This is a genomic window from Ruoffia sp. FAM 20857, assembly GCF_045528645.1.
In the GTDB taxonomy this organism is placed as follows: Bacteria; Bacillota; Bacilli; order Lactobacillales; family Aerococcaceae; genus Ruoffia; species Ruoffia halotolerans.
In genome coordinates, this window is the sequence record NZ_JBGQRB010000033.1 from 1 (window position 1) to 25,842 (window position 25,842).

The following is a 25,842-nucleotide window of genomic DNA, read 5'->3' on the forward strand; positions in this document are numbered from 1 at the left end:
CAATGTGTGGTGATGGTAGCAAGAAGGATACACCTGTTCCCATGCCGAACACAGCAGTTAAGCTTCTTAGCGCCGATGGTAGTTGGACCTTTGGTCCTGTGAGAGTAGGTCGTTGCCATGCATTGTTTATATTTGGAGGATTAGCTCAGCTGGGAGAGCGTCTGCCTTACAAGCAGGATGTCGGCGGTTCGATCCCGTCATCCTCCATGTCTCAAGAGTCGTTAGCTCAGTTGGTAGAGCATCTGACTTTTAATCAGAGGGTCACAGGTTCGATCCCTGTACGACTCATTCTCTTATAAAGAGACAAACGCGGGTGTGGCGGAATTGGCAGACGCACTAGATTTAGGATCTAGCGCCTTCGGGCGTGGGGGTTCAAGTCCCTTCACCCGCATTTAACTTAATAAGCCGGCTTAGCTCAGTTGGTAGAGCATCTGATTTGTAATCAGAGGGTCGAGGGTTCAACTCCTTTAGCCGGCATCAACGCGGAAATAGCTCAGTGGTAGAGCACCACCTTGCCAAGGTGGGGGTCGCGGGTTCGAACCCCGTTTTCCGCTTTGCCAAGAGAAGTAAATTCGGCATATTGCCGGGGTGGCGGAACTGGCAGACGCACAGGACTTAAAATCCTGCGGTGGGTGACTACCGTGCCGGTTCGATTCCGGCCCTCGGCATAACACTTAGTTATGTGTTAAAATAATAAAAAAGAGCACCCTTAGCTCAATTGGATAGAGTACCTGACTACGAATCAGGCGGTTGTAGGTTCGACTCCTACAGGGTGCGTTTCATTTCGGGAAGTAGCTCAGCTTGGTAGAGCACTTGGTTTGGGACCAAGGGGTCGCAGGTTCGAATCCTGTCTTCCCGATTGATATTATGGGGGATTAGCTCAGCTGGGAGAGCGCCTGCCTTGCACGCAGGAGGTCAGCGGTTCGATCCCGCTATTCTCCATTAATATTTTATAAAGGCGGTGTAGCTCAGCTGGCTAGAGCGTCCGGTTCATACCCGGGAGGTCATGGGTTCGATCCCCTTCGCCGCTATATAGGACCTTTAGCTCAGTTGGTTAGAGCAGACGGCTCATAACCGTCCGGTCGTAGGTTCGAGTCCTACAAGGTCCATTGAAGACCGTTAAAAAATTAATAATTAAATTTATGGAGGATTACCCAAGTCCGGCTGAAGGGAACGGTCTTGAAAACCGTCAGGCGTGTAAAAGCGCGCAAGGGTTCGAATCCCTTATCCTCCTTTTAAAATTATCGCGGGGTGGAGAAGCTGGCATCTCGTCGGGCTCATAACCCGAAGGTCGTAGGTTCGAATCCTACCCCCGCAATTTTAACTTAATACTAAACTTAACTATTTATTTAATTATGCGGGTGTAGTTTAGTGGTAAAACTACAGCCTTCCAAGCTGTTGTCGCGAGTTCGATTCTCGTCACCCGCTTTTAATTTCATACGGGCCTGTAGCTCAGTTGGTTAGAGCGCACCCCTGATAAGGGTGAGGTCGGTGGTTCGAATCCACTCAGGCCCATTAGTGATATTAAAACTATAAAATTTTGGATTTGGGGAAGTACTCAAGTGGCTGAAGAGGCGCCCCTGCTAAGGGTGTAGGTCGGTTTTGCCGGCGCGAGGGTTCAAATCCCTCCTTCTCCGTAAGTTTTATATTCGTATTATTGCTAAAAATTAATATTTATATTGTGTTGGTCCGTTGGTCAAGCGGTTAAGACACCGCCCTTTCACGGCGGTAACACGGGTTCGAGTCCCGTACGGATCATTAATTTTACTTTCATAACGGAGGATTACCCAAGTCCGGCTGAAGGGAACGGTCTTGAAAACCGTCAGGCGTGTAAAAGCGCGCAAGGGTTCGAATCCCTTATCCTCCTTATTGATTTTAAAATTAAAATACATTGGTCCGGTGGTGTAGGGGTTAACATGCCTGCCTGTCACGCAGGAGATCGCGGGTTCAAATCCCGTCCGGACCGTTATATTATGCGGGTGTAGTTTAGTGGTAAAACTACAGCCTTCCAAGCTGTTGTCGCGAGTTCGATTCTCGTCACCCGCTTAATTATTCAAAGAACGCTTAGCGTTCTTTTTTTGTTTACTTGGTATTTATGATAGGCTCTTTGTCAAATAGGGTTGATGACTCATTTTAATCAAGATCAAGCAGCATAAGTTGTTGCTTGATCTTTTTTATTTGTCTGAGAGACATATAATCGCGTCATGAGTAAACTACGGTCTCTAAAATGGCTGTAATTTCGATAGCCGTAGGCGGTTTGTTTCAACACTTTAATTTTATTATTAATGCCTTCGATCTGGCTATTCGTGATACTTGGATATGTGAACGTGTTTTGAATGTATGTGTCGATAGTAATATTTTGGTCTTAAAATGGAAAGTTCTTTTGGATATAATGGTTCATGAGTAGATATTCTCCTTATTTTTTGGTTGGGACTTTAAATATAACGAATATCTGCGTCTTTTAGAAGACACAAAGATAGGGTTGATGACAATTTTAATTTATGTTATCAATCCTATTTATTGTTGAAAACTATATTTTTTAGAAAATTAATAAGTAAAATCCTAAAAGCAATTTTATATAACAATATGTAATACTATCAATTTACTGACGTAGTATTTTTTATAATTATTCAACAATATTTCTTGATACTTCAACGATATTTTATATAATTGTAGTTAATATAATCCTTTATTATTTTTGAATTGTTGTTATTTTTATAGTATAAATGGAGCAACATGATTAACAATATCATTTCTTATAATTTTTGGAAGCGGTATTATTGCTTAAAATCATTTAATTTGCTATATTAATAGTATAAACAAATTAAATGGAGGTAACGATATGTCTGATACATGGAAAAACTTAGAAGGTCAAAAAGACGAAATTGTTGGAAAAGTTAAAGAAGTGTTTGGGAAAGCAACTGACGATGCCGAAACTCAAGCAAAAGGGATCGCTCAACAAGTTGAAGGTGAAGCTAAACAAGCCGTTGCGTCTGGTCGTGGTCATGTTGATGAAATTCGTGAAAACTACAAAGATCGAGCAGATTCAGCTGTCGAAGATGTAAAGCGTCAAGTAGGTGAAACTCGTGAGAGTGTTCATACTTCTGCAGATGAGAACTTAACAGAAGCTATAGATGAAGGAAAACGATTAAAAGAAGAAGCTGCACGTAAAGCTGAAGAATTACGTCAAAACGCAATTGCTGAAGGTGAAGAGCAACGTGAAGAAGCTCGTGATAAGTCTACTAAAGCTTATGAAGAATCAGAAGAAATTGAAGCTCGTGTAAATCAAACAATTGATGAAGCGGCTGAAAGTCGTCAAGAAAGTGAAAAAGAAGACAACAACACTTTATAAATTATAATACAGAAAGAACGAATAAAATGCCTAAAGTTTACTTTTAGCATTTCATTCGTTCTTTTTTTAATACAATTGACTCAAACTGTATAATAATGTGAATATTAAGGTGACTGCATGAATATAATTCATTTTGTTCTGAGTTTGTTTTTCATGTTGCGTTTTAACAAGTAAAGGTAACATCGTAACGGCACTTAGTAAAACAAATAGAATTTGAACAATATAATAAGATGAAGATGGTAGAGAGAAGTAAAACCCACTTAATAATGCAAGGGCACAAACTACTATACTAATAACTGGGAACCGTTGATAAACGGTTATTTGTTTGTAATTAATAATGATACTCTTCAAATTAAATACTTCTAAGTTTAAAACAATAAACATAAAAACAATTGGAATGGTATTGATTAAAAATGTTTGTGTTACTGCAAATGTTTGTGAATTATACGCGATGATATTCATCATGAACCCATTAAAGAATACTGATAATAAATAGTGATAGATTGTACCTGTCATCTTAAATGGCATATACTGCACATGAATGAATATAATATAAAAGACGAGCAGTACACTGATGATCCAGTGTGAGTTAAACATAAAGATAATGGTACTAATTAGCAATATACCTTCAAGTACATACAATAAGACATTAGGTGCTACTTCTGGTGTTTGTTTGTCGATTCGTAAATATAGGAAATGATCAATTAATTGACCAAACACGACAATTAGAAACAACAGTAACATTGGAAGCCACCGAATGGATTCAGTATGGCTAGCTCCTAGAATCAATCCAAATAGTATGGATGCTAGGGGCGAAACGAATATTTTAACGTACGGATTTTGTAAAAAACGAGTTATTAATTTCATTGACTATACCTTTCATCTAAAAAATTCGATAGCTTAGCTATCATTATTTTATTATTACATATTTGTCTGATATTCTTTTCCTAAACATAGAGAATAAATATCAAATCATCTTTACTTCATTGACTTGAGCGATTGAGTGTTTCATTCTTAGTCACTATTGTGAAGATGAATTTTCTTTATACATTCTATCATTAATTTCGCATCTATGCGAAAAATATTGGTACCAATTTAATCAATTATTCAGAATCTTATACTTATAGTGTGAAAGGCAATGGTTGTGTGATATAATTGCATTCGTTACAAATCTAAAGTCCCGATAGGGTTCACTTGTACTAGAGTGAATATGCCTTGTAACCAAATAATATAGTGGGGGAGACATTATGAAAGAAAGAAAATTATTTACATCAGAGTCTGTAACTGAAGGACATCCAGATAAGATTGCGGACCAAATTAGTGATGCGATTTTAGATGCGATTTTGGCTCAAGATCCTAACGCACGTGTTGCTTGTGAGACAGCAGTTAATACAGGATTGGTTTTAGTTTTTGGAGAAATTACTACAACAGCTTACGTTGATATTCAACAAATTGTTCGTAAGAAAATTGCTGAGATTGGTTATGTTAACTTTAAGTATGGTTTCGACGCTGATAATGTCGCAGTTTTAGTATCACTTGATGAACAATCACCTGATATTGCGATGGGAGTAGACGATGCTTTAGAAACTCGAGATGAAAAAGAGCAAAGTTTAATTGGAGCAGGAGATCAAGGGATTATGTTCGGTTTCGCAACAAACGAAACAGAAGAATATATGCCTTTACCTATCTCATTAAGTCATAAATTAGCGCAACAATTAGCAAAAGTTAGAAAAGAAGAAATCTTACCATATTTAGGTCCAGATGGAAAAACGCAAGTGACGGTAGAGTTTAATGAAGATAATACGATTAAACGGATTGATAATTTAGTTATTAGTACTCAACATAGTAATGATGTGGAACTTGATCAAGTAAGAGAAGATGTTATTGAGCATGTCATTAAACCGGTCGTTAATACAGAGTGGTTAGATGAAGAGACGACTTACTTTATTAACCCAACAGGCAAATTCGTAATAGGTGGACCCGTTGGAGATTCTGGTTTAACGGGTCGTAAAATCATTGTAGATACTTACGGAGGATCTGCTCACCACGGTGGGGGGGCTTTCTCTGGAAAAGATGCTACAAAAGTCGATCGTTCAGCCAGTTATGCTGCACGTTATGTTGCTAAAAATCTTGTAGCAGCTGGAGTTGCAAGTAAAGTTGAGCTTCAATTAGCTTATGCAATTGGGGTAAGTGAACCGACGTCAATTTCATTAAATACTTTTGGCACAAGTAGTTACTCTGATGATGTCATCATTAAGATAATTCGTGATACATTTGACTTAACGCCTTCGGGTATTATTTCAATGTTAGATCTTAGACGTCCAATTTATGCAGGAACAGCTGCTTATGGGCATTTTGGGCGAACTGATTTAGATTTACCTTGGGAACAGTTAGATAAGGTTGATTTAATCCAATCACAATTAAACTAGATAATATAATAACCCCTTTAGTAAAGCTGTCAAATAAGCTTTCTAAAGGGGTTTTTGTTAATTTTGAGATAGGGCGTCGTTTATAGCTTCGATAATAGCTTCAGATGTGAAAGTAGCACCAGAAACTGTCTCTACATCTAATGAATTCGTATTGATAATTTGATCTGGTACTTGGTCGAAGGCTGGATCAGAAAGGCCTTCCGTTTCAAGATGAGAAACGACGTTAACATCTGTAATTTCTTGATTTTCTACTGTGACATCGACGGTCATAAGACCATTGTGTCCTTCGGAAGTTCCAGTATAAGTGCCATCAGAAACGTATTCGAGAGCTATAGCTTCAGAACTTCCACCAGAATCCTTTGCCAAGGCATTATTGACAGCATTGATAATGGCTTCAGAAGTAAAGGTAGCTCCAGAGACAATCTCAACATCCGTTGAATTTGATTCTATGATTTGTTCTGGAACTTGTTCGAAAGCAGGATCCGAGATGCCTTCTGTCTCACTATGTTCAGTGACATCAATTTGACTTATTTCACCATTCTCTACTGTTACATCCAATGTTAACTGATCATTATGACCTTCAGCAGATCCGGTGAAAGTACCATCTGATACTTCCGCTGTGTCAACTTGAGCACTCTCATCATCGCCGCTATTAAAAATAAATTCATTTGTAAACAATAAAGTCGTTAGTAGCCAAACAAGGATGGATACAAATATAACTTGTATGATAAAAGAAAATTTATTAGTCATATACTTTTCCTTTCTATTAATAGGTGACTAGAAACCAAATTCATCTAGATAAATATGATTATCAGGGACATTTTGATTATCTAATAAAGTTTTTGAAGCATTTAGCATGGGTGGTGGTCCACAGACAAAGAATTTAGCAGATTGATAAAGTGAACTTACACCAAGTTCTTCTAAATATTCATGCGTGATAAAGCCATGAGGGAAGCCCTCAACTTCTTCATTTGAAAAGATAATATCATAAGAGAAATTTGGATTTGCAGCTTTCATTGTTTCAAGTTCTTCAATCATAAACATATCTTCTTCAATCGCTAAGCCCCAAACTAGATGAATTCTACGGTTTGAGTTCTTTTCATGTTCGTGGCGTAAGATACTTAAATTAGGTGTTAAACCAATTCCTCCCGCTAATAAGACAAAAGGATCTTCGGATTCTTGTACGTCATCTGGGAAGAAATTTCCGTAAGGACCTTCTAGAGTAGCGATATCTCCGACATTGACATTTTGTAAAGAACCAGTCCAATCTCCAGCTTCTTTAATCATAAACTCAATTGAATTCGAATAATCGGATGTTATTGCACTTGATGCTGAGAAAGGGTGTCCTTCAGTTGTGATGTCAGCATTTTTGAAACGAATAAAGAAATAATCTCCTGGTACGTATGGTTTAATCGAACCATTTTCCGGTTCAAATTCTAATACCCATAATGAAGGTGTCCCTTGTTTAATACTTTTCAATTCAAACTTTGGTGCGAAAGATAATTTTAATTTCCAAATAACATAATAACCTTATATAGCAACAGTATAGATAGTCAGAAGTGTCATAAATAGTGTATTTTCATTTAGAAATGGGAGTAAGAATAAATGAAAATATATTGCAACAATGGCTACAATAGAAAGTCTATGAAGCCATAAGCTCAATTCGCGATTAAGGACTGACTCTTTCCATTTTCGTAATAGTGGAATTCGATCAATGAATATACCCGAAAGTGAGAATATACCTGTAAACATGACAATAATTAATGAAAAGACAGCGAGGAATCCCGTTTGAGAAACAGTTGACATCTTAGTAATCCAACGGAAGCCATTCCATTGGATAATAATATGGATAACACCCATAATCGAAAGAACAACACCCATTAATGCGTGAATTTCATACATTTCAGGCATGCCAAAGTATTTTTCTATAAATCGTGGGCGTGATCCCATGAATGTGACTGTTAACATCATGGTGTAAGCTAGTAACCCTGAAGAATAGGAAATTAACTGTAAAACGGACATTGAATCACTCTGGGCTAAGATTGAGCCCAATAACGTTGCAAACATGACAAGAGAAATACCTGGGAATAACCAGTCATAAAATTTATTTGTATGCATAATTTAACCCCTTTACTAATTTATTGAAAGTAGCATAATGAAACTTGTAATTATTTTAACACATAATTTTAATGCTAAAAAGTATTTATTATGAAAAAATAGATAGGGAAATAAAATTATCTATATTTTTTAAAAAAGGGTTTACAAAATTTCAAATAAAAAAATAAGTAAAAAAAAAAGAATAATTTATCTTATTCTTTCAATAATTAAGAGCATTGGGGGATGATTTATTTGATTGATAAATTGATACGCCAATACTTGATATTTTTCTTGCGGAAGTTTTTCTAATTTTTCAAATAATTTTGTTTTTTCAGTCATACCATTGTCATGACCAGAATATATAACGAGGATAATTTGTCCGTAAAGAGCCAAATTATCCAATATATCCTGAACCGCTTTAAAAGTACTCGGAAACTCTGTTGTTACATTATGATCGCCACCTGGAAGATATCCTAAATTGAAAATAGCCCCTTGGACAAGATTGTCATCAATATAATCGGAAACATTATCATGAGAATCTAAAATAAATTTATATGATGCTTTTGTAAAATGATCTAATGATTCGACTCTTTTTTTTGAATTTTGAATGGCTATTTCTTGAATATCGAAGCCAATAAGAGAACCAGTAAAATCCTTTAACGATAGTAAAAAGGCACTGTCATGGCCATTCCCAAGAGTTGCATCGATGAATAATCCTTGGGGATTTTTTTGAACCTGTTGTTTTAAGAGTTGATGACTGTATTGTAAAGCGTTGTACATTTTATATTCCTCCTCTGTTACATTCATGTTACATATATTAAAACTAAAATAAAAGACTTGAAATGTGAACTTTTGATGAATTAAATTAGCTATAATAGATGAAGATTATAATATATTATTATATAGTTTGACAGTGGAGGGTAATTAAGTGAAGAGTAGACATGAAATAATGAAAGCCAAGGCAAGATTAGTAAAACAAAATAAAGCTAAAAAGGCAATGAAACATATCAATGCTGGATTAGTGCTTATGGCTGCAGGTGCTGTCTTAAGTCATGTGTCAGCGAATGAGGCTGTTGTTGTACAAGCACAATCAAGTAGTCGTGTTAGCCAATCAGATTTTTTAGGATTAATTACGGATTACGCAAAACAAATTGCTTCTGAAAATGACTTGTATGCATCAGTAATGATTGCCCAAGCTGCATTAGAATCAGGATGGGGTAATAGTACTTTATCAAAAGCACCTAACTACAATTTATTTGGTATTAAAGGTGAATATAACGGAAACTCTGTTGTAAAAGATACATTAGAAGACGATGGATCTGGAGAGTATTATCAAATTCAAGATGCTTTCCGTCGTTACGATAATTATGGTGAATCTTTAACTGACTACGCGTCGTTATTAACAGGGGATAATGATGTCAATAACTGGCGTTATAACTTCTATTCAGGTGCACGTTACAGCAATACGAATTCGTATCAAGATGCAACGGCTCATTTAACTGGTCGTTACGCAACTGATACTCGTTACGGGGACAAATTAAACCGTATCATTGCTGAAAATAATTTAACACAATATGATTTCGCAAGTTCAGATAAACCAGTAAGCGTCGTTCCTTCTACACCAGAATCTAATACAGGTTCTAACGAAGCAGGTTCAATTGCAGGAACTTATACAGTTAAAGCAGGAGATGGTTTCTGGGGGATTGCACGTCGTTTTGGAACGACAGTTGAAGCCCTTAAAGCTGCGAACGGTACAACTAGTAATTTAATTCATCCAGGTCAAGTCATTAAATTACCTGGTAACTCAACAATTGTTGAAAAACCAAGTACACCACCAACAAACTCAGATAACACTTCGGAAAACACTGAAGCAATTACAAGTGTGGGTGGTTCATATACAATTAAACGTGGCGATGGCTTATACGCGATTGCTCGTAAACATGGTATGACGTTGAACCAACTTAAATCATTAAATGGATTATCAAGTAACTTAATCCATCCAGGACAAGTATTAAAAGTAAGTGGAGCAACTCAAGGAAACACTGAGTCTTCAACTAATACGTCACCGAATACAGATTCAACAAATACTAAACCAACTGAACCTACAAACAATGGTGGTTCAACTAATACATCTGGTTCATACTTAGTTAAGGCTAGCGACGGTCTATACCGTATCGCAGTAAACCATGGTATGTCATTAAATCAATTGAAAGCATTAAACGGCTTATCAAGCAATTTAATTCATCCAGGACAAGTACTAAAAGTTTCAGGTGCTACAACAAGTACACCAGCTTCTACAGTAGAAGCTAACGAAGTATCACAACCAACTGTTGTTGAAGAGGACAATACGTCAACAACAATTGTTGAACCTGAAGCGGCGCCAGTTGTTGAAGAAACAGTCGTAGAAGATACAGTTGAAGCTCCAACGAATTCATCATATACAGTAGCTGTTGGCGATACTTTATATAGTATTGCACGTCGTAATGGCTTAAATGTTAATGAATTAATTGAAAAGAATAACGGTTCAACAACAATCTTTATTGGACAAACAATTGGATTGAACTAATACAGTTAGTTTGATATAATTCAAAAAGAATTTATATAAAACTTTACTTAGAAATAGTAAATAAAGTCATTGTTTAGAGAGCTTATGGTTGGTGAAAATAAGTCAATCGCTTTGTTGAACTCGTCTAATTAGGTGCTTACTTGAAAGTAATGATAGAGTAAGCCGTGTTGACCGCGTTAAGGTACTTAAGATGACATTATTGTCATAAACATAGGTGGTACCGCGGTCACTCGCCCTATATTATTTAGTGAATATGCTAGATAATATAGGGTGTTTTTTATTTTTTGAGAGAATTTTATTTTAATATAGATTAAAACAGTGCAATTTTCACTTTTTATTGTAAATATTGTATAATGAAAAAGAATTTATAGATTATTGGAGGAAGAAAATGAGTTATCAACATCGTATCATTGAAAAGAAATGGCAAGAATATTGGGACAAGAATGAAACATTTAAAACAAAGGATCGTGGTGTCGATCATCCTAAATATTATGCGTTAGATATGTTCCCATATCCATCAGGACAAGGCTTACACGTAGGGCATCCAGAAGGGTATACAGCAACTGATGTGATTGCTCGTATGAAGCGTGCTCAAGGTTTTGATGTTCTACATCCAATGGGATGGGATGCTTTTGGTCTGCCAGCAGAGCAATATGCCTTAGATACAGGGAATAACCCGGCTGATTTTACAGAACACAATATTCAAACATTTAAACGTCAAATCAAATCACTTGGTTTTAGTTACGATTGGGACCGCGAGATTAATACAACGGATCCAAATTATTATAAATGGACACAATGGATTTTCACCAAATTATTTGAAAAAGGTTTAGCTTATCAAGATGATGTGATGGTTAACTGGTGTCCGGCATTAGGAACTGTATTAGCGAATGAAGAAGTAATTGATGGTGTTTCTGAGCGTGGGGGACATCCTGTTTACAGACGCCCAATGAAACAATGGGTTTTAAAAATTACTGAATATGCTGAAAGATTAATAGAAGATTTAGATGAAGTTAACTGGCCAGACAGTGTGAAAGAAATGCAAAAACATTGGGTTGGTAAATCTGAAGGTGCTATGATTAAATTCAAAGTTGCAGATTCAGATAAAGTCATCGAATCATATACTACGCGACCTGATACGTTATTCGGGACTTCTTATGTTGTATTAGCACCGGAGTTAGATATTGTAAATGACTTAATGACTCCAGACCAAGAAGAAGCAGTCCGTGCATATATTAGTGAAGTTGAAACTAAGAGTGAATTAGAACGAACATCATTAAATAAAGACAAGACAGGTGTATTTACAGGGTCATATGTGATTAACCCAGCAACAAAACAAGAAATTCCAATTTGGATTGCTGATTACGTGATTGCTTCCTATGGTACGGGTGCGGTTATGGGTTCAGCAGCTCATGATGAACGTGATTTTGCATTCGCCACTAAATATGACCTACCTATTGTACCAGTGATTGAAGGGCCAGAAAAAGAAGTGCCATATTATGGCGATGGACCACACATCAACTCTGAATTCTTAGATGGATTAAACATAGAAGATGCAATTCAAAAGATGAATACTTGGTTAGAAGAGAATGATTTCGGTGAACGCCAAATCAATTATCGCTTACGTGATTGGGTGTTCTCTCGTCAACGTTATTGGGGAGAACCGATTCCAGTGATTCATTGGGAAGATGGGACAACAACAGCTGTTCCTGAAAATCAGCTACCAGTTACTTTACCAGTAACAGACAAAATTCAACCAAGCGGAACTGGAGAATCACCATTAGCAAACATTGAAGAGTGGGTTAACGTTACAGATCCAGAAACAGGAATGAAAGGCCGTCGTGAAACAAATACAATGCCACAATGGGCAGGTAGTTCATGGTACTTCCTACGCTTTATGGATCCTCACAATGAAGACGCATTGGTTTCTCAAGAAGCTTTAGAAAAATGGGAGAATGTTGATTTATATATTGGTGGAGCTGAGCACGCTGTACTTCATTTATTATACGCTCGCTTCTGGCATAAATTCCTTTATGATATCGGTGTCGTTCCAACGAAAGAACCATTCCAAAAATTATTTAACCAAGGTATGATTCTAGGTGAAAACAATGAAAAAATGTCTAAATCAAAAGGGAATGTTGTTAACCCAGATGATGTAGTGAATGAATATGGAGCAGATACATTACGTGTTTACGAAATGTTCATGGGTCCATTAGACGCTTCAATTGCTTGGAGCGAGAATGGATTAGAAGGTAGCCGTCGTTTCTTAGATCGTGTATGGCGTCTATTAATTAACGAAGATACTTTAGCATTGGCAGATAGTGTCAAAGAGTCAGATAGTAAAGAGTTAGAAAAAGTTTATCACCAAACAGTTAAAAAAGTGACTGAAGATTATGAACAATTACATTTTAATACAGCAATCTCACAAATGATGATTTTCTTAAATGAAGCTAAAGATGCGGATGTTTTACCAATTCAATTTGCTGAAGGTTTTATAAAATTACTTGCACCATTAGCACCACACTTAGCAGAAGAGATTTGGGAAAAACTAGGTCATACTGAAAGTATTTCAGAAGAAGCATGGCCAACGTTTGTTGAAGAATTAACTGTGGATGACCAAGTAGAAATTGTTATTCAAGTGATGGGTAAATTAGTTACAAGATTAGATATTGATGTTAACCTAGATAAAGAAGTAGTTGAGGAATTGGCTTTAAGTCAAGAGTCTGTACAAGAAGCCATTAAAGGGAAAACAATCCGTAAAGTAATTGTTGTACCGAATCGTTTGGTGAACATAGTAGCAAACTAGTTTAAAGGAGGAAGTGCTATGAGTAAACAGCACAATGATCGAGATAACTCGAATGATTTATCTAATCAACAACCTTACAATAGAGACGAATTTCAGACCATAGAGTTTACCGAAGAAGAAAAGAATATCCTACGTCGGCCGAATCGACAGCCAATCGATGGAGATTATTTTGCTCAAACTGAAATGACTAAGGAAGAATTAGAGAATCTAGATCGACCCGAAAGAGATGAAGATTTAGATGAAGCAAGGACATCTGAAGCTGAACCATCATCTAGCACACCGACTGTGAATGAATTTCGTTATAAGCCCTTGCGTGAACGAAATAGAGAAAAAGAAATGTTGGAAAAGGAAAAGGAACAACAAGAAAAGCAAAAACCAAAAGAGAGAAAAAAATTATTTGGTGATGTATTTAAACCAACATATGAAGAACGCTACGATCTAACAGAGTTGGAAGATATTACAGATTATAATCAATTCCAAGAAAGTGAAAAAAGATTGTCAGAAGAGAAAGAAAGGAAAGATTCTGTATTTAAAAATCTTTTCTCTCGTAAGGCAGAAGACCATTCCGAAGTTGAAGGTATGGATTACTCGGATTCAATTGAAACTGACAATTTTGAAGTTAAAGAATCAGAAAAGAGCGAGACAGGACTTTTCAGTTCTGTGAAAAACTTATTCTCTTCTTCTGATGAAACCGATGAATCTGAAGTTAAACAAGAAGAAGCAGAACAAGATGCGAAAGATAATCTTGAATTCGAAGAATCAGTGAATCAAACCGATTGGTTAAATCAAGATAATTATACGGAAGAATTAGTTACAGAAGAGGAGCTGACACCAGATTACAGCGACTTAGATGAGGAAGAATCAATTGAAGCTGATTTAGTTTATGAAGAAGATCAAGAAGTTTATCCGGCAGAAAGTGGTATCGAAGCTAGCTATCAATCAGGAGATAATGCATCTGACGAAGACGAAGAGAATTTCGATGAAGCTGATGCGATGGATATCACTGATTTGGATGAGGACGAATCTCAATCAGAAACATCTTTAGAATTTGAAGACGAAATCACTGCATCAGACTTTGATGAAGAAGAGGAAGTAAACAGTGAATCTGACTCTGAACCAGATATCGATGAACAATTCAAAGATAAGGACCTCACTGACGAAGAATTAGATCAATTAAGTGAGAAAATTAGCCAAGATACAGATATCATTGAAAACCCCATTCTAACGGATCAAGTATTAAATGAGTATTACTCTCAAAACGATACGGTCATTGAGGAACGACTCGAAGAGGAATCGGATGAAGAAGACGAGAAGTCAGGGATTACAAGTGGTGCTTCTTGGCTAACCATTGGTAATGTTCTCTCTCGTGTCATTGGAGCGCTTTATGTCATTCCATGGGCAACATGGTTAGGAGCTGAATATACGCAAGCCAACGTACTATATAGTGCGGGTTACAAGCCATATTCATTAATGCTGGCAATAGCGACGGCTGGTTTCCCAAGTTCAATTGCAAAACAAATGGCTTATTATCACTCTTTAAAAGAGTACAAAACAGCTGATAAGCTCTTCAAAAACAGTATAATTATTATGTTGTTAACAGGGGTGCTATCAGGCGGATTGTTATTTTTAATCGCGCCAATATTAGCCGAAAATACATCAACAACCAATGTTGAAGGAGCGACGATGGTTATTCGTTCATTATCACCGGCACTATTAATTCTTCCGGCAATGAGCTTACTCCGTGGTTATTTCCAAGGATTTAATGACATGAAACCAACCGCTATTTCTCAGATTATTGAACAATTTGCTCGTGTTGGATACTTATTAGCAGCTACTTACGCCATTATGATGATTTATAGTGGTGAAGTAACTCAAGCTGTTGTTCACTCAACATTTGCGGCCTTTATTGGAGCTCTAGGAGCACTATTATATTTAATATTTGAATATATTAGACGCTTACCAGTAGCTAAACGCTTAATTGCTAAATCGGCAAACAATGTGAACTTAGACTTTAAAGAAAGTATCAAAATTATGGTTGTCGATAGTATTCCATTTATCTTATTAGGATCAGGAATTATTATCGCTCAGTTAATTGATACATATACTTTCGGACAAATATTAGAATCAACGTCAGCCTTACTATTCACTGAGATTGAAGAACTCTATGGGGTTCTAAGTTTAGATGTGGATAAACTTGTGATGATTATTATTTCATTAGCAGTTGCGTTAGCTTCTTCATTAGTACCCGTTATTTCGAAGAAATTTGCACAAAGAAATATTGCAGGTACGAGCGAATTAGTTGAACATATTACGGTATTATTCAGTATCGTCATGATTCCAGCAGCATTAGGAATGGCATCAATTGCTAATAATATTTACTATTTATTCTATCCAAATGGATCAGAAGCAGGGCCAGGACTTTTAATTACAGCCTCAATTTCTAGTATCGTACTAGGGGCTTATACGGTGTTCTCGACAATCTTACAATCGATGAATTATCGTCGCTTAGCGGTACGTTTCCTATTAATTGGACTTGTAGTTAAAGCAATTTTACAATTCCCATTTGTTGCTTTATTTGAAGCACATGGTGCGTTAGTTTCAACGGCTATTGGTTTCTTAGTTTCAACTGTATTGATGTGGATCAAGTTGAGTCGTGAATTAGACTTTAATTACCCTAGATTGAATAGCAGTATCATCAAGATACTCATTGCTTCGGCATTAATGACAGTTTCAGCAGCTATGTGGAATCAATCATTAAACCTTCTATTCGGTCCTGTTGGACGCGGATTTACTTTCCTTAAAATCGTCATTGTCATCATTATGGCAGTACTTGTTTATGGAAGTGTTCTCGGTATTATGAACATGTTATCAGTCTTAATTGGTAATCGATTTAAAGATATTCAAGATAAAATGAGGTTAATGTAATGAGATTAGATAAATTATTAAGTCATGCAGGATATGGCTCACGAAAAGATGTAAAAAAAATTATTGTGAGTGGTTCAATAACTGTAAATGATAAAGTAATCAAAAAAGTGGGACACAATGTGGATCCAGAAATTGATACAATTCAATACATGAACGAGCCTGTTTTATATCAAGAATACTACTATGTCATGTTAAATAAACCAGATGGGATTATTAGCGCGACAGAAGATAGAGAATATGAAACGGTGATTGACTGGGTTGAATTAGACTTTGGCCATGCTCAACTCTTTCCAGTTGGAAGATTGGATATAGATACAACTGGTTTCCTTCTTTTGACGAATAACGGACAATTAGCACATCAATTACTTTCACCCAAGAAAAAAGTGAAGAAGCGTTATGAAGCTTTAATTGAAGGTGTGGTGACAGAAGAAGATATTCAAAAGTTTGACAAAGGACTTGATTTGGGTGATTTTATTACTCAGTCAGCGAATTTAGAAATACTTGAAGTACACCCTGAAATTTCCCAAACATTAATTCATGTGGAGATTACTGAAGGTAAATTCCATCAAGTAAAGCGTATGTTTGAAGCGGTGGGCAAGGAAGTTATCCAATTGCACCGTATTTCTATGGGCCCTTTAAAGCTTGACCCCGAGTTAGCTCTTGGTGACTACCGAGAATTAACAGAAGCGGAGATGGATCTATTAGTTCCATACGGCTTAGAGTAGTTTATCAAGGTTAATGAATAAGGAATTGCATGTTAAAAAAACAATTCTTATATTCATTAGCCTTTTTATTATGGAATGAAAAAATGTTCATTGTGAATAAGTTATTTAACTTTTTGCAACAAGAGATTAGTGATAGAATAGTAATAATGAAATTAGTGAAGGAGCATTATTCATAATGAAAAATATAAATTGGTTACAAGAAGTAGAATCACGTCAAGACGTCTTACTTAAAGATTTATTTCGAATTCTGGAAGTAGAATCAATCAGAGAAGATGACTTAGCGACAGAAGAAACACCTGTGGGACCAGGTCCGAAACGTGCTTTAGAAGAGTTTCTTGCGATGGCCAAAGAAGACGGTTTTGAAACTGAACAATTTGGACCTTGGGCTGGTCACGTGAAAGTGGGCGAAGGAGACGAGCTCTTAGGTGTTTTAGGACACGTGGATGTTGTCCCTGTAGGGACTGGTTGGGATACGGATCCATTTAAACCAGAGATTATTAATAATTGTATTTACGCTCGTGGTTCAAGTGATGATAAAGGGCCAACAGTGGCAGCTTACTTTGCAGTAAAATTATTACGAGAACTAGGTGTAAAATTCAACAAACGCATTCACTTAATTGTTGGAACAGATGAAGAAAGTGGATGGCAATGTATGGATTATTACTTCCAACATGCGCCAATGCCAGATTTAGGCTTCTCACCAGATGCGACTTTCCCAATCATTAATGGTGAAAAAGGGAATGTATCAGCCATCTTTGATTTAAAATTAGGTGAAACACTCGAAGCAGACAATCATTTAGTTAAATTAACAGCCGGCTTACGTGCGAATATGGTACCACAAGATGCCACAGCAATTATTCAAACGAATGATGCTGCTAACCTATCTAAAGCATTCCAAGAGTTTATTGATGAGCATGATGCTTTATCTGGAGACAGCAGTATTGAAGGAGATCAATTAACATTAGACTTAGTAGGTAAAGCAGCCCACGGTTCGACACCTGAAAAAGGTGTGAACGCTGGAACTCATTTAGCGAAGTTCTTAGAAAACTATGCATTTGATTCAAAAGGAGCTCAAGATACGATTCAATTATTAGCGCGTGAATTATTTGAAGGCTTCGATGGAAGTAACATCGGTGTGAATTACACACATGAAGTCATGGGCGATGTGTCAATGAATGTGGGTATCATTGATTTTGATGACGCACAAGGTGCTAACATTGACGCGAACTTCCGTTTTCCAAAAGGAACAAACCCAGAAACAATTCAAGAACAAATTAATACGCATCTATTAGCCTATGATGCGACAGTGACAATGTCTGATTCAAAAGAACCTCATTATGTCCCAGGTGATGATCCATTAGTTCAAACACTTCTTGATGTATATGAAAGACAAACAGGTGAAAAAGGTGTTGAACAAACGATTGGTGGAGGAACATACGCCCGCTTAATGCCTAGAGGAGTTGCATATGGTGCCTTATTCCCTGATTCAATTGATACAATGCACCAAGCAAACGAATTTATTGCTTTAGAAGATTTATTCAGAGCGACGGCAATTTACGCTGAAGCAATCTATGAGTTAACACGTTAAAATGTTAGAGAAAGAAATTATCCGCTCGAAGAAAAACGCACAAGTTAAAGCTTGGAAGAAGTTACTTACGAGCAAAGGGCGTAAGAAAAGTCAAAGTTTCTTGATTGAAGGTACCCATTTAGCATTAGAAGCAATTGAATGGAAAGTTCCAGTAAAGCAGTGGATTATGACAGAAGACTATTATCAACAGAATAGTCAGGCATTAAGCCTCTCATCAGAAGCACCCATTACAGTGATTGATGGTGATATCGCCAAAGAACTATCCGCTACTCAAACACCACAAGGCGTTTTTGCTGAAGTTGAAGCGACAGGAAAGCAATCTGAATTGGTCAAAGGGGCACGCTATTTACTAGTAGATAAGGTGCAAGATCCTGGTAATTTAGGAACAATGATTCGTACCGCAGATGCGGCAGGTTATGATGCGATAATTATCGGAGAAGGATCTGTAGATATCTATAATGAGAAAGTCGTCCGTTCAACCCAAGGTTCTTTATGGCATTTACCTGTCATTGTAATGCCTTTACCTCAAGCGATTGAAGAATTAAAAGCTATAGGAGTACAAGTATTAACTACTGCCTTAAATAAAGAGGCCATCTCTTATAAAGAGACAGATCAAACAATGCCTGTAGCGATTGTAGTAGGTAATGAGGGGCAAGGTGTAAGTGAAGAAATTCAAGCAATCAGTGATCAATTAATCTTCATTCCCATGCTAGGCAATGCAGAGTCGTTAAATGTAGGTGTAGCGACTGGAATTTTATTATTCCATTATATTAAAATGTAATTATTACAGTTATGTTTCATGAACTTTATGTAATATTAATATTATCTTCATACTTTATTTGAATTATTGTTGTATAATAAATGCAATCACAATATTTGGAGGAATATATTTGACTTTAAAATGGCAAAAAGATCCGGAATATTTAGCTCTCGTTGAGGATTTATTAGATCACGAGTTGGTTCAAAAATTAGAAATGTACAAGCATCACCAAGTAACTAACCGCTTATTACACTCATTATCGGTTTCTTACCGTAGTTACCGTTGGGCTAAACGACTAAAATTGAATACAAAAGCTATTGCTAGAGCTGGACTATTGCATGATTTATTTTTCTACGATTGCGAAACAAAGCATGAAGTAGGAGGAAAAGGTCATAATTTCGAACATCCACGTATTGCATTAGAAAACGCAAAAAAACTTACAGAGTTATCTGAGTTAGAATGCGACATTATATTGAAGCATATGGCTGGAGCAACACGCGACGTGCCTAAATATGCTGAAAGTTGGATTGTTACTTTAATGGATAAACACAGTTGTATTGCAGAATTAACGACCGGAGCATTTAGCTTCATTTATCGTCATACTGTCAAAGCCATGGACGTAGCATACAATCCAAATCAAATGAATTAATCAGTTTGACTTTAATATAAAGAGTTACTATAATAAGATAATGAATTATTAAACATATAGAAGAAACTAGTAAGAACCGCCATCGACAGGGATATTTAGCATTGACTGAAACTAAATAACATAAGCCGGTTTCTTACGTTCAATTTCGGAGTGGATCTGTAAAGAATTCTTATTAGAATTTGAAAAAGATACCTAAAGCCTAGGTTACCGGCGTAAGAGCTTAGTTAATTATTCTTTAACTAAGAATTAGGGTGGTACCACGGTAGCGCGTCCCTTTTTTGGGGCGTGCTTTTTTATGTATTTATTTAAAAAAGGAGAAAAACATGACATCAACTATTGAACAATTAAAGTCATCAATTGAAGCTTTAGCACAAGATGCTGCTAAAGAAATTCAAGCGAGTGACTCAACTAATGCACTTCAATCAATTCGAGTAAAATTTACTGGAAAAAAAGGTGAATTAACTCAATATACGAAAGAAATGCGCCACTTATCTAATGAAGAAAAGCCAGAATTAGGTAAAGCGATACAAAATTTCCATTCAATCTTCAATGAAGCCTTTGAGAAACAAACAGCGCTCATTAAAGCGAAAGAGTTAGAACAGCAATTAGCAAATGAAACGATTGATGTGACATTACCAGGGTATGCTCAACCATACGGCACACGACATATCTTAACGCAAACTTTAGAAGAAATTGAAGATTTCTTTTTAGGGATGGGTTATCAAGTTGTCGAAGGTCCAGAAGTGGAATTAGACTCTTATAACTTTGAACGTATGAACTTACCAAAGAATCATCCAGCGCGAGATATGCAAGATACATTCTATGTAGATGATGAAGTACTTTTACGTACACATACGTCACCAGTACAAGCACGTACAATGGAAGTCCATAATTTTGAAGAAGACGGCCCATTAAAAATGATCAGTCCAGGTAAAGTGTTCCGTCGTGATAGTGATGATGCAACGCATTCACACCAATTCCAACAAGTGGAAGGCTTAGTGATTGCTGAAGATATCACATTGGCTGATTTAAAAGGGACATTATTATTATTAGTTCAAAGATTATTTGGTGAAGAACGTGAAATTCGTCTTCGTCCAAGTTTCTTCCCCTTTACAGAACCATCAGTAGAGGTTGATGTGAGCTGCTTTAAGTGTGGTGGAGAAGGATGTTCTGTATGTAAACAAACAGGTTGGATTGAAATTTTAGGCGCTGGAATTGTTCACCCGCGCGTTCTAGAAATGTCTGGGATTGAAGTTGAGAAATATAGCGGTTTTGCGTTTGGTTTAGGAATTGAACGTGTCGCAATGCTTAAATATAACATCGACGATATTCGTCATTTCTATCAAAATGATTTAAGATTCTTAAAACAATTTAAAGGAGGTCAAAACTAATATGTTAATTTCACTCGAATGGTTAAGTGACTTCCTAGACCTATCAGATATTACAGGCTTAGAATTAGCTGAACGTATGTCAAGAACAGGAATTGAAGTTGAATCCGTTGAAAATATTGGTAAAGGTTTAAATAATATTGTTGTCGGTGAGGTTGTAGAACTTGTGCCACATCAAGATAGTGATCACTTAAATGTGGCACAAGTTAATGTAGGTAGCAGTGATTTAAGTCAAATCGTCTGTGGAGCTCCAAACATTAAACAAGGTCAAAAAGTAATTGTTGCCTTACCAGGCGCAGTATTGCCTGGCGGACTGGAAATATTAGAAAGTACATTACGCGGTGTGGACTCAAATGGTATGATTTGTTCTTTACAAGAGCTTGGCTTTAGTGACAGTGTTGTTGCTAAAGAATATGCCAAAGGGATCTTTATCTTACCTGAAGATGCCCCAGTAGGCGAAGACATTGTGTCATATATGAAATTAGATGACGATATTATTGAATTAGATATTACACCTAACCGTGCTGATGCTTTAAGTATGTATGGAACAGCTTACGAAGTGGGAGCAATTTATGATCAAAAACCACAATTTAATTTAATTGAAGAGCGAGACTTTGCAAAAGATTCTAAATTGGGACAAGTTCAAATTGAAGTTGAAAGTCCAGAATTATCAAATGCGTACCAAATCCGTTTAATTGAGGACGTCGAAGTAAAAGCGAGCCCACTTTGGGTACAACTCCGTTTAATGAAAGCTGGAATACGTCCGGTAAATAATATTGTTGATACAACAAATTACTTCTTATTATTATATGGACAGCCTATGCATGCATTTGACTTTGATCAATTAGAGTCAAAAACAATTAAAGTAAAGTCAGCAGCTAAAGGAGATACTTTAACAACTCTTGACGGTGTTGAAAGAACATTAGAACCAACGGATACAGTCATTGCATCAGGAGACCAACCTATTGCTTTAGCAGGTGTTATGGGTGGTTTAGATTCGGAAGTGACGAACAATACTAAGAATGTCTTATTAGAGACAGCTATATTTGATTCACAACGAGTTCGTTCGTCATCTAAGAAATTTGCTTTACGTTCTGAATCAAGTGCTCGCTTTGAAAGAGGAATCAACGTAAGTAAATTAAATGAGTCAGGCGAACAAGCTGCTTTATTAATGGCTCAATTATCAGGTGGACAGATCGCTGATGGTGTTAAAGAGTTTAACCAACTCAATACGGACAATGTTAAAATTAGCGTTCACAATAACTCTCCAGAGAAGAAATTAGGTATAACTTTAACGAAAGACGACATCGTTAAAATTATCGATCGTTTAGGCTTTGAAGTTGAGTTTAATGAAGAAGAGTTTATTGTGGATGTGCCAGCAAGACGTTGGGATATTTCAATTGAAGCGGATATCTTAGAAGAGATTGCTCGTATCTATGGTTATGATAATATTCCAACAACATTACCAACAACACCGAGTCAACCAGGACGTTTAACTCAAAGACAACAATTAATTCGTAAAACAAGAACTGTAACGGAAGGCTTAGGCTTAAACCAAGCGATTACTTATGTCTTAACATCTAAAGAACATGCTAGTTTATTAAAATCTGACGATCATTCATTAGTTGAGTTAGAATTACCAATGAGTGAAGAACGTACGGTTCTAAGACAAAGTATGTTCCCAGCTTTAATGGAAATCGCACAATATAACCAAGCACGACAAAACAAAGATTTAGCTTTCTATGAAACAGGACGTGTTTTCTTCGGACAAGGTACACATGTTCAACCGAAAGAAGAAGAACGATTAGCGATTCTACTTTCTGGAGAATATAAAGGATCTCAATGGTATGAAAGTAAAAAGAATTATGATTTCTACGTACTAAAAGGGATGTTAGAAACATACTTTGAAAGCTTACGAATTGCTTCACAAATTGAATTTAAACCGACATCAGAGATCGATGTGATGCATCCAGGTAGAACGGCTATCATTTCATTAGCGGGTGAAGATATCGGATTTATGGGACAAATTCATCCATTAGTGACTGAAGAATTTGATTTAAATCAAGGAACATTCTTCGCTGAGATTGAATTAGATAAATTAGTTGCTTATCCGACAGCTGATTTAGTTCAAACTCCAATTGCTAAATACCCATCAACGTCACGTGACTTAGCTTTATTAGTTGACGATACGTTATTGCATCATGAATTAAATTCAACAATTGCAGAAAATGGAGGTCAGTATTTAGTTTCGATTGAGTTATTTGACCGTTATGTTGGTGAGAACATTCCAGAAGGTAAGCAATCATTGGCTTATCATATGACTTTCCAAAACCCGAATGAAACATTGAAAGACGAAGATATCGAAAAAGTAATGGCTAACATTACAGATGCTCTGAAAGATATAGATGGTTTAGAAATTAGATAATATGATAAAACAGCACTTATTTTTTAAGAGTGCTGTTTTTGTAATATTCATTCATTTTCTGAAGAATTCTTCCGAAAAAATGTGACATAATCTTCAGAAAAAAGAATAGTGCATATAAAAGATTTATGCAAAATATTATATATAAATAGTTTTATAAACTAATAAACATCGAATGTTATAAAAATATTGAATTTACTAATAAACAATATTTTACATTGTTTCAATAAAGTTACATATATGAATGGTTTGTAAAGAAATGATTAAAGCGCTTATATCAATATGTTATAAGGTCTTTTGCTCGAGGTATATCATTTGAAAAAAATAATAATAATGATTATGATATATACAACATAAATATTTTATTTCTTTTTATTTATGATTATAAGGAGGATTAATTATGAAAAAACAATTGAAGAAATTAATTTTAGGGACATTAAGTGCAGGTTTAGTATTATCATTAGTACCAGCAACAATCTTTGCAAGTGAGACTACTGAGACAAGTGAAGAAACTGAAGAGGTAGCAACAGAAGAGACAGAAGAATCTTCTGAAGAAACTGAAGAAACTGAATCAACTGAGGAAACTTCAGAAGAGTCTACAGAAGACACAGAAGCAACTGAAGGTGAAGAAGATTTAACACCAAGTGCAGACAACCCTTACTCTGAAGCTGAAATCACAGAATTCATCAAACCAACTGAAGAATGGGATCCAAACTTAGTATTAGAAAGAGCTGACTTAGAAGCTGGTTATCAAGAAGTATTAGATACTGCGAAAGAACGCTCGATGAATGACGAAGTGAATTTAACGTTTGATGAAGTGGTAGAGGTTATGGGTGACGATCCAACATCGGTATCTGAAACAGATAATGGTGAAATATTTAGATACGTTTCAATTGAAGATGACATCGTACAAGTTGTTCGTTTCCAAACATATGTGAATTCTGAAGAAGATGGACCAGAATTAACAAACGTTGAATACCAATACAAGACAGCAAAAATGTTCGAACGCTTAGAAACAACTGTTGAAGATTTACAAACATTATTTAACGAAGGTGACTTAGCCGCATTTACTGATACATTTGGCCAACCAGAAGTGGTAACAACATCACTATTCCCTGAACGTTACACTGAAGCATTCTTATGGTCAGTTGTTGAGAATGAAGACGTTGAAGTTGGAGAAATTGCTGCGGTTGAAGTTCAAACTGAAAATGATGAGTTAACTAACTTAGCATACTATGAACAAGAAGAATTAGAAGACGAAGCATCTACTGAATCAGAAGATTCAGCAACAGAAGAAGATTCAGATGCTGAAACTTCAGAAGAATCTACTGAAGAAGAAAGTGCAGAATAATATAATTGTATCAAACTAACTCCAATTTGCTTGTAACAAATTAATACGAGGAGGTGAGAACCATGGAACAGGTATTAGAATTGCAAAAACTGGATTTAGATAATAATGTTTCACCCATGAGCAGTAGTAATAGTAATAATTGTGGAGATATAATTATCATTACTGGTTAATGATGACAATCAAAAGATAAAAAGTTCTCCTACAAAAAATGCAGGAGAACTTTTTATCTATTATTAACTGTTTCAATAAATCAAGGAGCTATAAGAACGAAAAAAATTGAAAGCAGGAAATTATATGTCTAGAACTAAAAGCATTTACAATGAGACCTTAGCAAGTAAATATAATAATAAAGATATACTATCTAAATCTGTAGATAAAATACTAGATGATCAATGGAATTTCTATGAGAAAGATATTTTTATTAATTGTAATTTTTCAGGCAATAAAATACCTGATCAAGGGTGGAAAATCCATGTATCTTGTACTTTAAAAAATGCATTGGATATATTGAATATTGTTACAGAAACATTAAAAAAGGAAAAAGTGAATTTTAAATATGTAAAAAATACTGAACTATTAAATATAATGTATAAAAAGAATTTCTCAAGAGTGGGTGCTGGGAAGTTTATTACTATTTACCCGAATAATGAAGAACAATTTATCCTGAATAATTCATACTTTTAAATATTGAGTTATTCTAGTCGTTATTTTTCAATTTTGGATCACTTTATCGAAATTAAAATATTTTAATCGATTTTCTAAGCTAAAGAAAAACTTTTTAGTC

General features: G+C 35.9%; 19 protein-coding genes, 20 tRNA genes, 1 rRNA gene, 1 pseudogene, 1 riboswitch and 1 other annotated feature. Of the genes and pseudogenes, 35 read left to right on the top strand and 6 right to left on the bottom strand.

What is annotated here, in order from left to right; genetic code table 11:
• The first annotated feature begins 5 nt into the window (after positions 1–5).
• From rrf to ACEN4N_RS08280, 21 genes are all read left to right on the top strand, one after another.
• Positions 6–121: ribosomal RNA gene (gene rrf / locus ACEN4N_RS08180) — 5S ribosomal RNA — on the top strand.
• A gap of 13 nt (positions 122–134) precedes the next feature.
• Positions 135–207, top strand: a tRNA-Val gene (locus ACEN4N_RS08185).
• Positions 208–215: 8 nt separating this feature from the next.
• Positions 216–288, top strand: a tRNA-Lys gene (locus ACEN4N_RS08190).
• Positions 289–309: 21 nt separating this feature from the next.
• Positions 310–391: transfer RNA gene (locus ACEN4N_RS08195), tRNA-Leu, on the top strand.
• 13 nt (positions 392–404) lie between these two features.
• Positions 405–477: transfer RNA gene (locus ACEN4N_RS08200), tRNA-Thr, on the top strand.
• 5 nt (positions 478–482) lie between these two features.
• Positions 483–554: transfer RNA gene (locus ACEN4N_RS08205), tRNA-Gly, on the top strand.
• 28 nt (positions 555–582) lie between these two features.
• Positions 583–668 (top strand) — tRNA-Leu (locus ACEN4N_RS08210).
• Positions 669–703: 35 nt separating this feature from the next.
• A tRNA-Arg gene (locus ACEN4N_RS08215) sits at positions 704–777 on the top strand.
• A gap of 8 nt (positions 778–785) precedes the next feature.
• Positions 786–859, top strand: a tRNA-Pro gene (locus tag ACEN4N_RS08220).
• A 10-nt stretch (positions 860–869) separates the two neighbouring features.
• A tRNA-Ala gene (locus tag ACEN4N_RS08225) sits at positions 870–942 on the top strand.
• Between the two features lie 15 nt (positions 943–957).
• Positions 958–1,031: transfer RNA gene (locus ACEN4N_RS08230), tRNA-Met, on the top strand.
• A 4-nt stretch (positions 1,032–1,035) separates the two neighbouring features.
• Positions 1,036–1,109: transfer RNA gene (locus ACEN4N_RS08235), tRNA-Ile, on the top strand.
• A gap of 35 nt (positions 1,110–1,144) precedes the next feature.
• A tRNA-Ser gene (locus tag ACEN4N_RS08240) sits at positions 1,145–1,234 on the top strand.
• A gap of 11 nt (positions 1,235–1,245) precedes the next feature.
• A tRNA-Met gene (locus ACEN4N_RS08245) sits at positions 1,246–1,318 on the top strand.
• Positions 1,319–1,357: 39 nt separating this feature from the next.
• Positions 1,358–1,428 (top strand) — tRNA-Gly (locus ACEN4N_RS08250).
• Between the two features lie 13 nt (positions 1,429–1,441).
• Positions 1,442–1,515 (top strand) — tRNA-Ile (locus ACEN4N_RS08255).
• A 33-nt stretch (positions 1,516–1,548) separates the two neighbouring features.
• Positions 1,549–1,637, top strand: a tRNA-Ser gene (locus ACEN4N_RS08260).
• A gap of 49 nt (positions 1,638–1,686) precedes the next feature.
• Positions 1,687–1,758: transfer RNA gene (locus tag ACEN4N_RS08265), tRNA-Glu, on the top strand.
• 19 nt (positions 1,759–1,777) lie between these two features.
• Positions 1,778–1,867: transfer RNA gene (locus ACEN4N_RS08270), tRNA-Ser, on the top strand.
• Positions 1,868–1,893: 26 nt separating this feature from the next.
• A tRNA-Asp gene (locus ACEN4N_RS08275) sits at positions 1,894–1,966 on the top strand.
• A gap of 9 nt (positions 1,967–1,975) precedes the next feature.
• A tRNA-Gly gene (locus ACEN4N_RS08280) sits at positions 1,976–2,046 on the top strand.
• A 97-nt stretch (positions 2,047–2,143) separates the two neighbouring features.
• Here ACEN4N_RS08280 and ACEN4N_RS08285 read toward each other — a convergent pair.
• Positions 2,144–2,341 (bottom strand): annotated as a pseudogene (locus tag ACEN4N_RS08285) (transposase); the annotation flags it as partial.
• 501 nt (positions 2,342–2,842) lie between these two features.
• Here ACEN4N_RS08285 and ACEN4N_RS08290 point away from each other — a divergent pair.
• A complete protein-coding gene (locus ACEN4N_RS08290) occupies positions 2,843–3,352 on the top strand; it encodes a CsbD family protein (protein WP_407090921.1) in 510 nt (169 codons plus the stop codon).
• Between the two features lie 66 nt (positions 3,353–3,418).
• On the opposite strand, the gene ACEN4N_RS08295 is transcribed toward ACEN4N_RS08290, so the two are convergent.
• Complete coding sequence (locus tag ACEN4N_RS08295; protein WP_407090920.1) at positions 3,419–4,219, bottom strand: hypothetical protein; 801 nt, start codon at positions 4,217–4,219, stop codon at positions 3,419–3,421.
• Between the two features lie 292 nt (positions 4,220–4,511).
• Positions 4,512–4,602: riboswitch (SMK box riboswitch) on the top strand.
• On the opposite strand from ACEN4N_RS08295, the gene metK reads away from it, so the two are divergent.
• The gene (gene metK, locus ACEN4N_RS08300; protein ID WP_407090919.1) at positions 4,600–5,781 is read left to right on the top strand and encodes a methionine adenosyltransferase; all 1,182 of its coding nucleotides are present in this window, start codon (positions 4,600–4,602) and stop codon (positions 5,779–5,781) included. (Overlaps the previous riboswitch by 3 nt.)
• A gap of 57 nt (positions 5,782–5,838) precedes the next feature.
• Here the strand turns inward: metK and ACEN4N_RS08305 are convergent, their stop codons facing one another.
• The 4 genes from ACEN4N_RS08305 to ACEN4N_RS08320 all read right to left on the bottom strand — a co-directional run bounded on the left by ACEN4N_RS08305 (position 5,839) and on the right by ACEN4N_RS08320 (position 8,658).
• Positions 5,839–6,531 (bottom strand): FMN-binding protein, encoded by a 693-nt coding sequence (locus ACEN4N_RS08305; RefSeq protein WP_407094023.1) that lies wholly within the window; start codon positions 6,529–6,531, stop codon positions 5,839–5,841.
• A gap of 27 nt (positions 6,532–6,558) precedes the next feature.
• Positions 6,559–7,260 (bottom strand): hypothetical protein, encoded by a 702-nt coding sequence (locus tag ACEN4N_RS08310; protein ID WP_407094024.1) that lies wholly within the window; start codon positions 7,258–7,260, stop codon positions 6,559–6,561.
• Positions 7,261–7,311: 51 nt separating this feature from the next.
• Complete coding sequence (locus tag ACEN4N_RS08315; RefSeq protein ID WP_407094025.1) at positions 7,312–7,899, bottom strand: hypothetical protein; 588 nt, start codon at positions 7,897–7,899, stop codon at positions 7,312–7,314.
• Positions 7,900–8,085: 186 nt separating this feature from the next.
• The gene (locus tag ACEN4N_RS08320) at positions 8,086–8,658 is read right to left on the bottom strand and encodes a tRNA (mnm(5)s(2)U34)-methyltransferase (protein ID WP_407090494.1); all 573 of its coding nucleotides are present in this window, start codon (positions 8,656–8,658) and stop codon (positions 8,086–8,088) included.
• A gap of 148 nt (positions 8,659–8,806) precedes the next feature.
• Between ACEN4N_RS08320 and ACEN4N_RS08325 the strand changes: the two genes are divergently transcribed.
• From ACEN4N_RS08325 to ACEN4N_RS08380, 12 genes are all read left to right on the top strand, one after another.
• Complete coding sequence (locus tag ACEN4N_RS08325) at positions 8,807–10,444, top strand: LysM peptidoglycan-binding domain-containing protein (protein WP_407090493.1); 1,638 nt, start codon at positions 8,807–8,809, stop codon at positions 10,442–10,444.
• 35 nt (positions 10,445–10,479) lie between these two features.
• Positions 10,480–10,685 (top strand) — a binding site (T-box leader).
• A 147-nt stretch (positions 10,686–10,832) separates the two neighbouring features.
• Positions 10,833–13,250 (top strand): leucine--tRNA ligase, encoded by a 2,418-nt coding sequence (gene leuS / locus ACEN4N_RS08330; RefSeq protein ID WP_407094026.1) that lies wholly within the window; start codon positions 10,833–10,835, stop codon positions 13,248–13,250.
• 18 nt (positions 13,251–13,268) lie between these two features.
• Positions 13,269–16,175, top strand: a complete 2,907-nt coding sequence (locus ACEN4N_RS08335) for an oligosaccharide flippase family protein (RefSeq protein ID WP_407090491.1) — start codon at positions 13,269–13,271, stop codon at positions 16,173–16,175.
• Positions 16,175–16,900 carry a pseudouridine synthase gene (locus ACEN4N_RS08340; RefSeq protein ID WP_138405015.1) on the top strand — a complete coding sequence of 242 codons (726 nt, stop codon included), beginning with the start codon at positions 16,175–16,177 and terminating at the stop codon, positions 16,898–16,900. Before ACEN4N_RS08335 ends, ACEN4N_RS08340 begins: the two co-directional genes overlap by 1 nt.
• Before the next feature lie 175 nt (positions 16,901–17,075).
• A complete protein-coding gene (gene pepV / locus ACEN4N_RS08345) occupies positions 17,076–18,488 on the top strand; it encodes a dipeptidase PepV (protein WP_407090490.1) in 1,413 nt (470 codons plus the stop codon).
• Position 18,489: 1 nt separating this feature from the next.
• A complete protein-coding gene (locus ACEN4N_RS08350) occupies positions 18,490–19,269 on the top strand; it encodes a TrmH family RNA methyltransferase (RefSeq protein WP_407094027.1) in 780 nt (259 codons plus the stop codon).
• A gap of 109 nt (positions 19,270–19,378) precedes the next feature.
• On the top strand, positions 19,379–19,897 hold the full coding sequence (locus ACEN4N_RS08355; protein ID WP_235888802.1) for an HD domain-containing protein: 519 nt from the start codon (positions 19,379–19,381) through the stop codon (positions 19,895–19,897).
• A 323-nt stretch (positions 19,898–20,220) separates the two neighbouring features.
• Entirely contained in the window at positions 20,221–21,288 is a 1,068-nt protein-coding gene (pheS, locus tag ACEN4N_RS08360; RefSeq protein WP_138405012.1) for a phenylalanine--tRNA ligase subunit alpha, read from the top strand.
• Position 21,289: 1 nt separating this feature from the next.
• Positions 21,290–23,710 carry a phenylalanine--tRNA ligase subunit beta gene (gene pheT / locus ACEN4N_RS08365; protein WP_407090488.1) on the top strand — a complete coding sequence of 807 codons (2,421 nt, stop codon included), beginning with the start codon at positions 21,290–21,292 and terminating at the stop codon, positions 23,708–23,710.
• Positions 23,711–24,107: 397 nt separating this feature from the next.
• Positions 24,108–25,058 (top strand): hypothetical protein, encoded by a 951-nt coding sequence (locus ACEN4N_RS08370; RefSeq protein WP_407090487.1) that lies wholly within the window; start codon positions 24,108–24,110, stop codon positions 25,056–25,058.
• A 62-nt stretch (positions 25,059–25,120) separates the two neighbouring features.
• Complete coding sequence (locus tag ACEN4N_RS08375) at positions 25,121–25,228, top strand: class III lanthipeptide (protein WP_197105242.1); 108 nt, start codon at positions 25,121–25,123, stop codon at positions 25,226–25,228.
• A 124-nt stretch (positions 25,229–25,352) separates the two neighbouring features.
• A complete protein-coding gene (locus ACEN4N_RS08380; protein ID WP_407094028.1) occupies positions 25,353–25,742 on the top strand; it encodes a hypothetical protein in 390 nt (129 codons plus the stop codon).
• Positions 25,743–25,842: the final 100 nt, after the last annotated feature.

What these genes read in the sequence shown, in the direction of transcription:
- ACEN4N_RS08290 (WP_407090921.1), top strand. Translation starts at nt 2,843, where the DNA reads ATGTCTGATACATGGAAAAACTTAGAAGGTCAAAAAGACGAAATTGTT.
- ACEN4N_RS08295 (WP_407090920.1), bottom strand. Translation starts at nt 4,219, where the DNA reads ATGAAATTAATAACTCGTTTTTTACAAAATCCGTACGTTAAAATATTC.
- metK (WP_407090919.1), top strand. Translation starts at nt 4,600, where the DNA reads ATGAAAGAAAGAAAATTATTTACATCAGAGTCTGTAACTGAAGGACAT.
- ACEN4N_RS08305 (WP_407094023.1), bottom strand. Translation starts at nt 6,531, where the DNA reads ATGACTAATAAATTTTCTTTTATCATACAAGTTATATTTGTATCCATC.
- ACEN4N_RS08315 (WP_407094025.1), bottom strand. Translation starts at nt 7,899, where the DNA reads ATGCATACAAATAAATTTTATGACTGGTTATTCCCAGGTATTTCTCTT.
- ACEN4N_RS08320 (WP_407090494.1), bottom strand. Translation starts at nt 8,658, where the DNA reads ATGTACAACGCTTTACAATACAGTCATCAACTCTTAAAACAACAGGTT.
- leuS (WP_407094026.1), top strand. Translation starts at nt 10,833, where the DNA reads ATGAGTTATCAACATCGTATCATTGAAAAGAAATGGCAAGAATATTGG.
- ACEN4N_RS08335 (WP_407090491.1), top strand. Translation starts at nt 13,269, where the DNA reads ATGAGTAAACAGCACAATGATCGAGATAACTCGAATGATTTATCTAAT.
- ACEN4N_RS08340 (WP_138405015.1), top strand. Translation starts at nt 16,175, where the DNA reads ATGAGATTAGATAAATTATTAAGTCATGCAGGATATGGCTCACGAAAA.
- pepV (WP_407090490.1), top strand. Translation starts at nt 17,076, where the DNA reads ATGAAAAATATAAATTGGTTACAAGAAGTAGAATCACGTCAAGACGTC.
- ACEN4N_RS08350 (WP_407094027.1), top strand. Translation starts at nt 18,490, where the DNA reads ATGTTAGAGAAAGAAATTATCCGCTCGAAGAAAAACGCACAAGTTAAA.
- pheS (WP_138405012.1), top strand. Translation starts at nt 20,221, where the DNA reads ATGACATCAACTATTGAACAATTAAAGTCATCAATTGAAGCTTTAGCA.
- pheT (WP_407090488.1), top strand. Translation starts at nt 21,290, where the DNA reads ATGTTAATTTCACTCGAATGGTTAAGTGACTTCCTAGACCTATCAGAT.
- ACEN4N_RS08370 (WP_407090487.1), top strand. Translation starts at nt 24,108, where the DNA reads ATGAAAAAACAATTGAAGAAATTAATTTTAGGGACATTAAGTGCAGGT.
- ACEN4N_RS08375 (WP_197105242.1), top strand. Translation starts at nt 25,121, where the DNA reads ATGGAACAGGTATTAGAATTGCAAAAACTGGATTTAGATAATAATGTT.
- ACEN4N_RS08380 (WP_407094028.1), top strand. Translation starts at nt 25,353, where the DNA reads ATGTCTAGAACTAAAAGCATTTACAATGAGACCTTAGCAAGTAAATAT.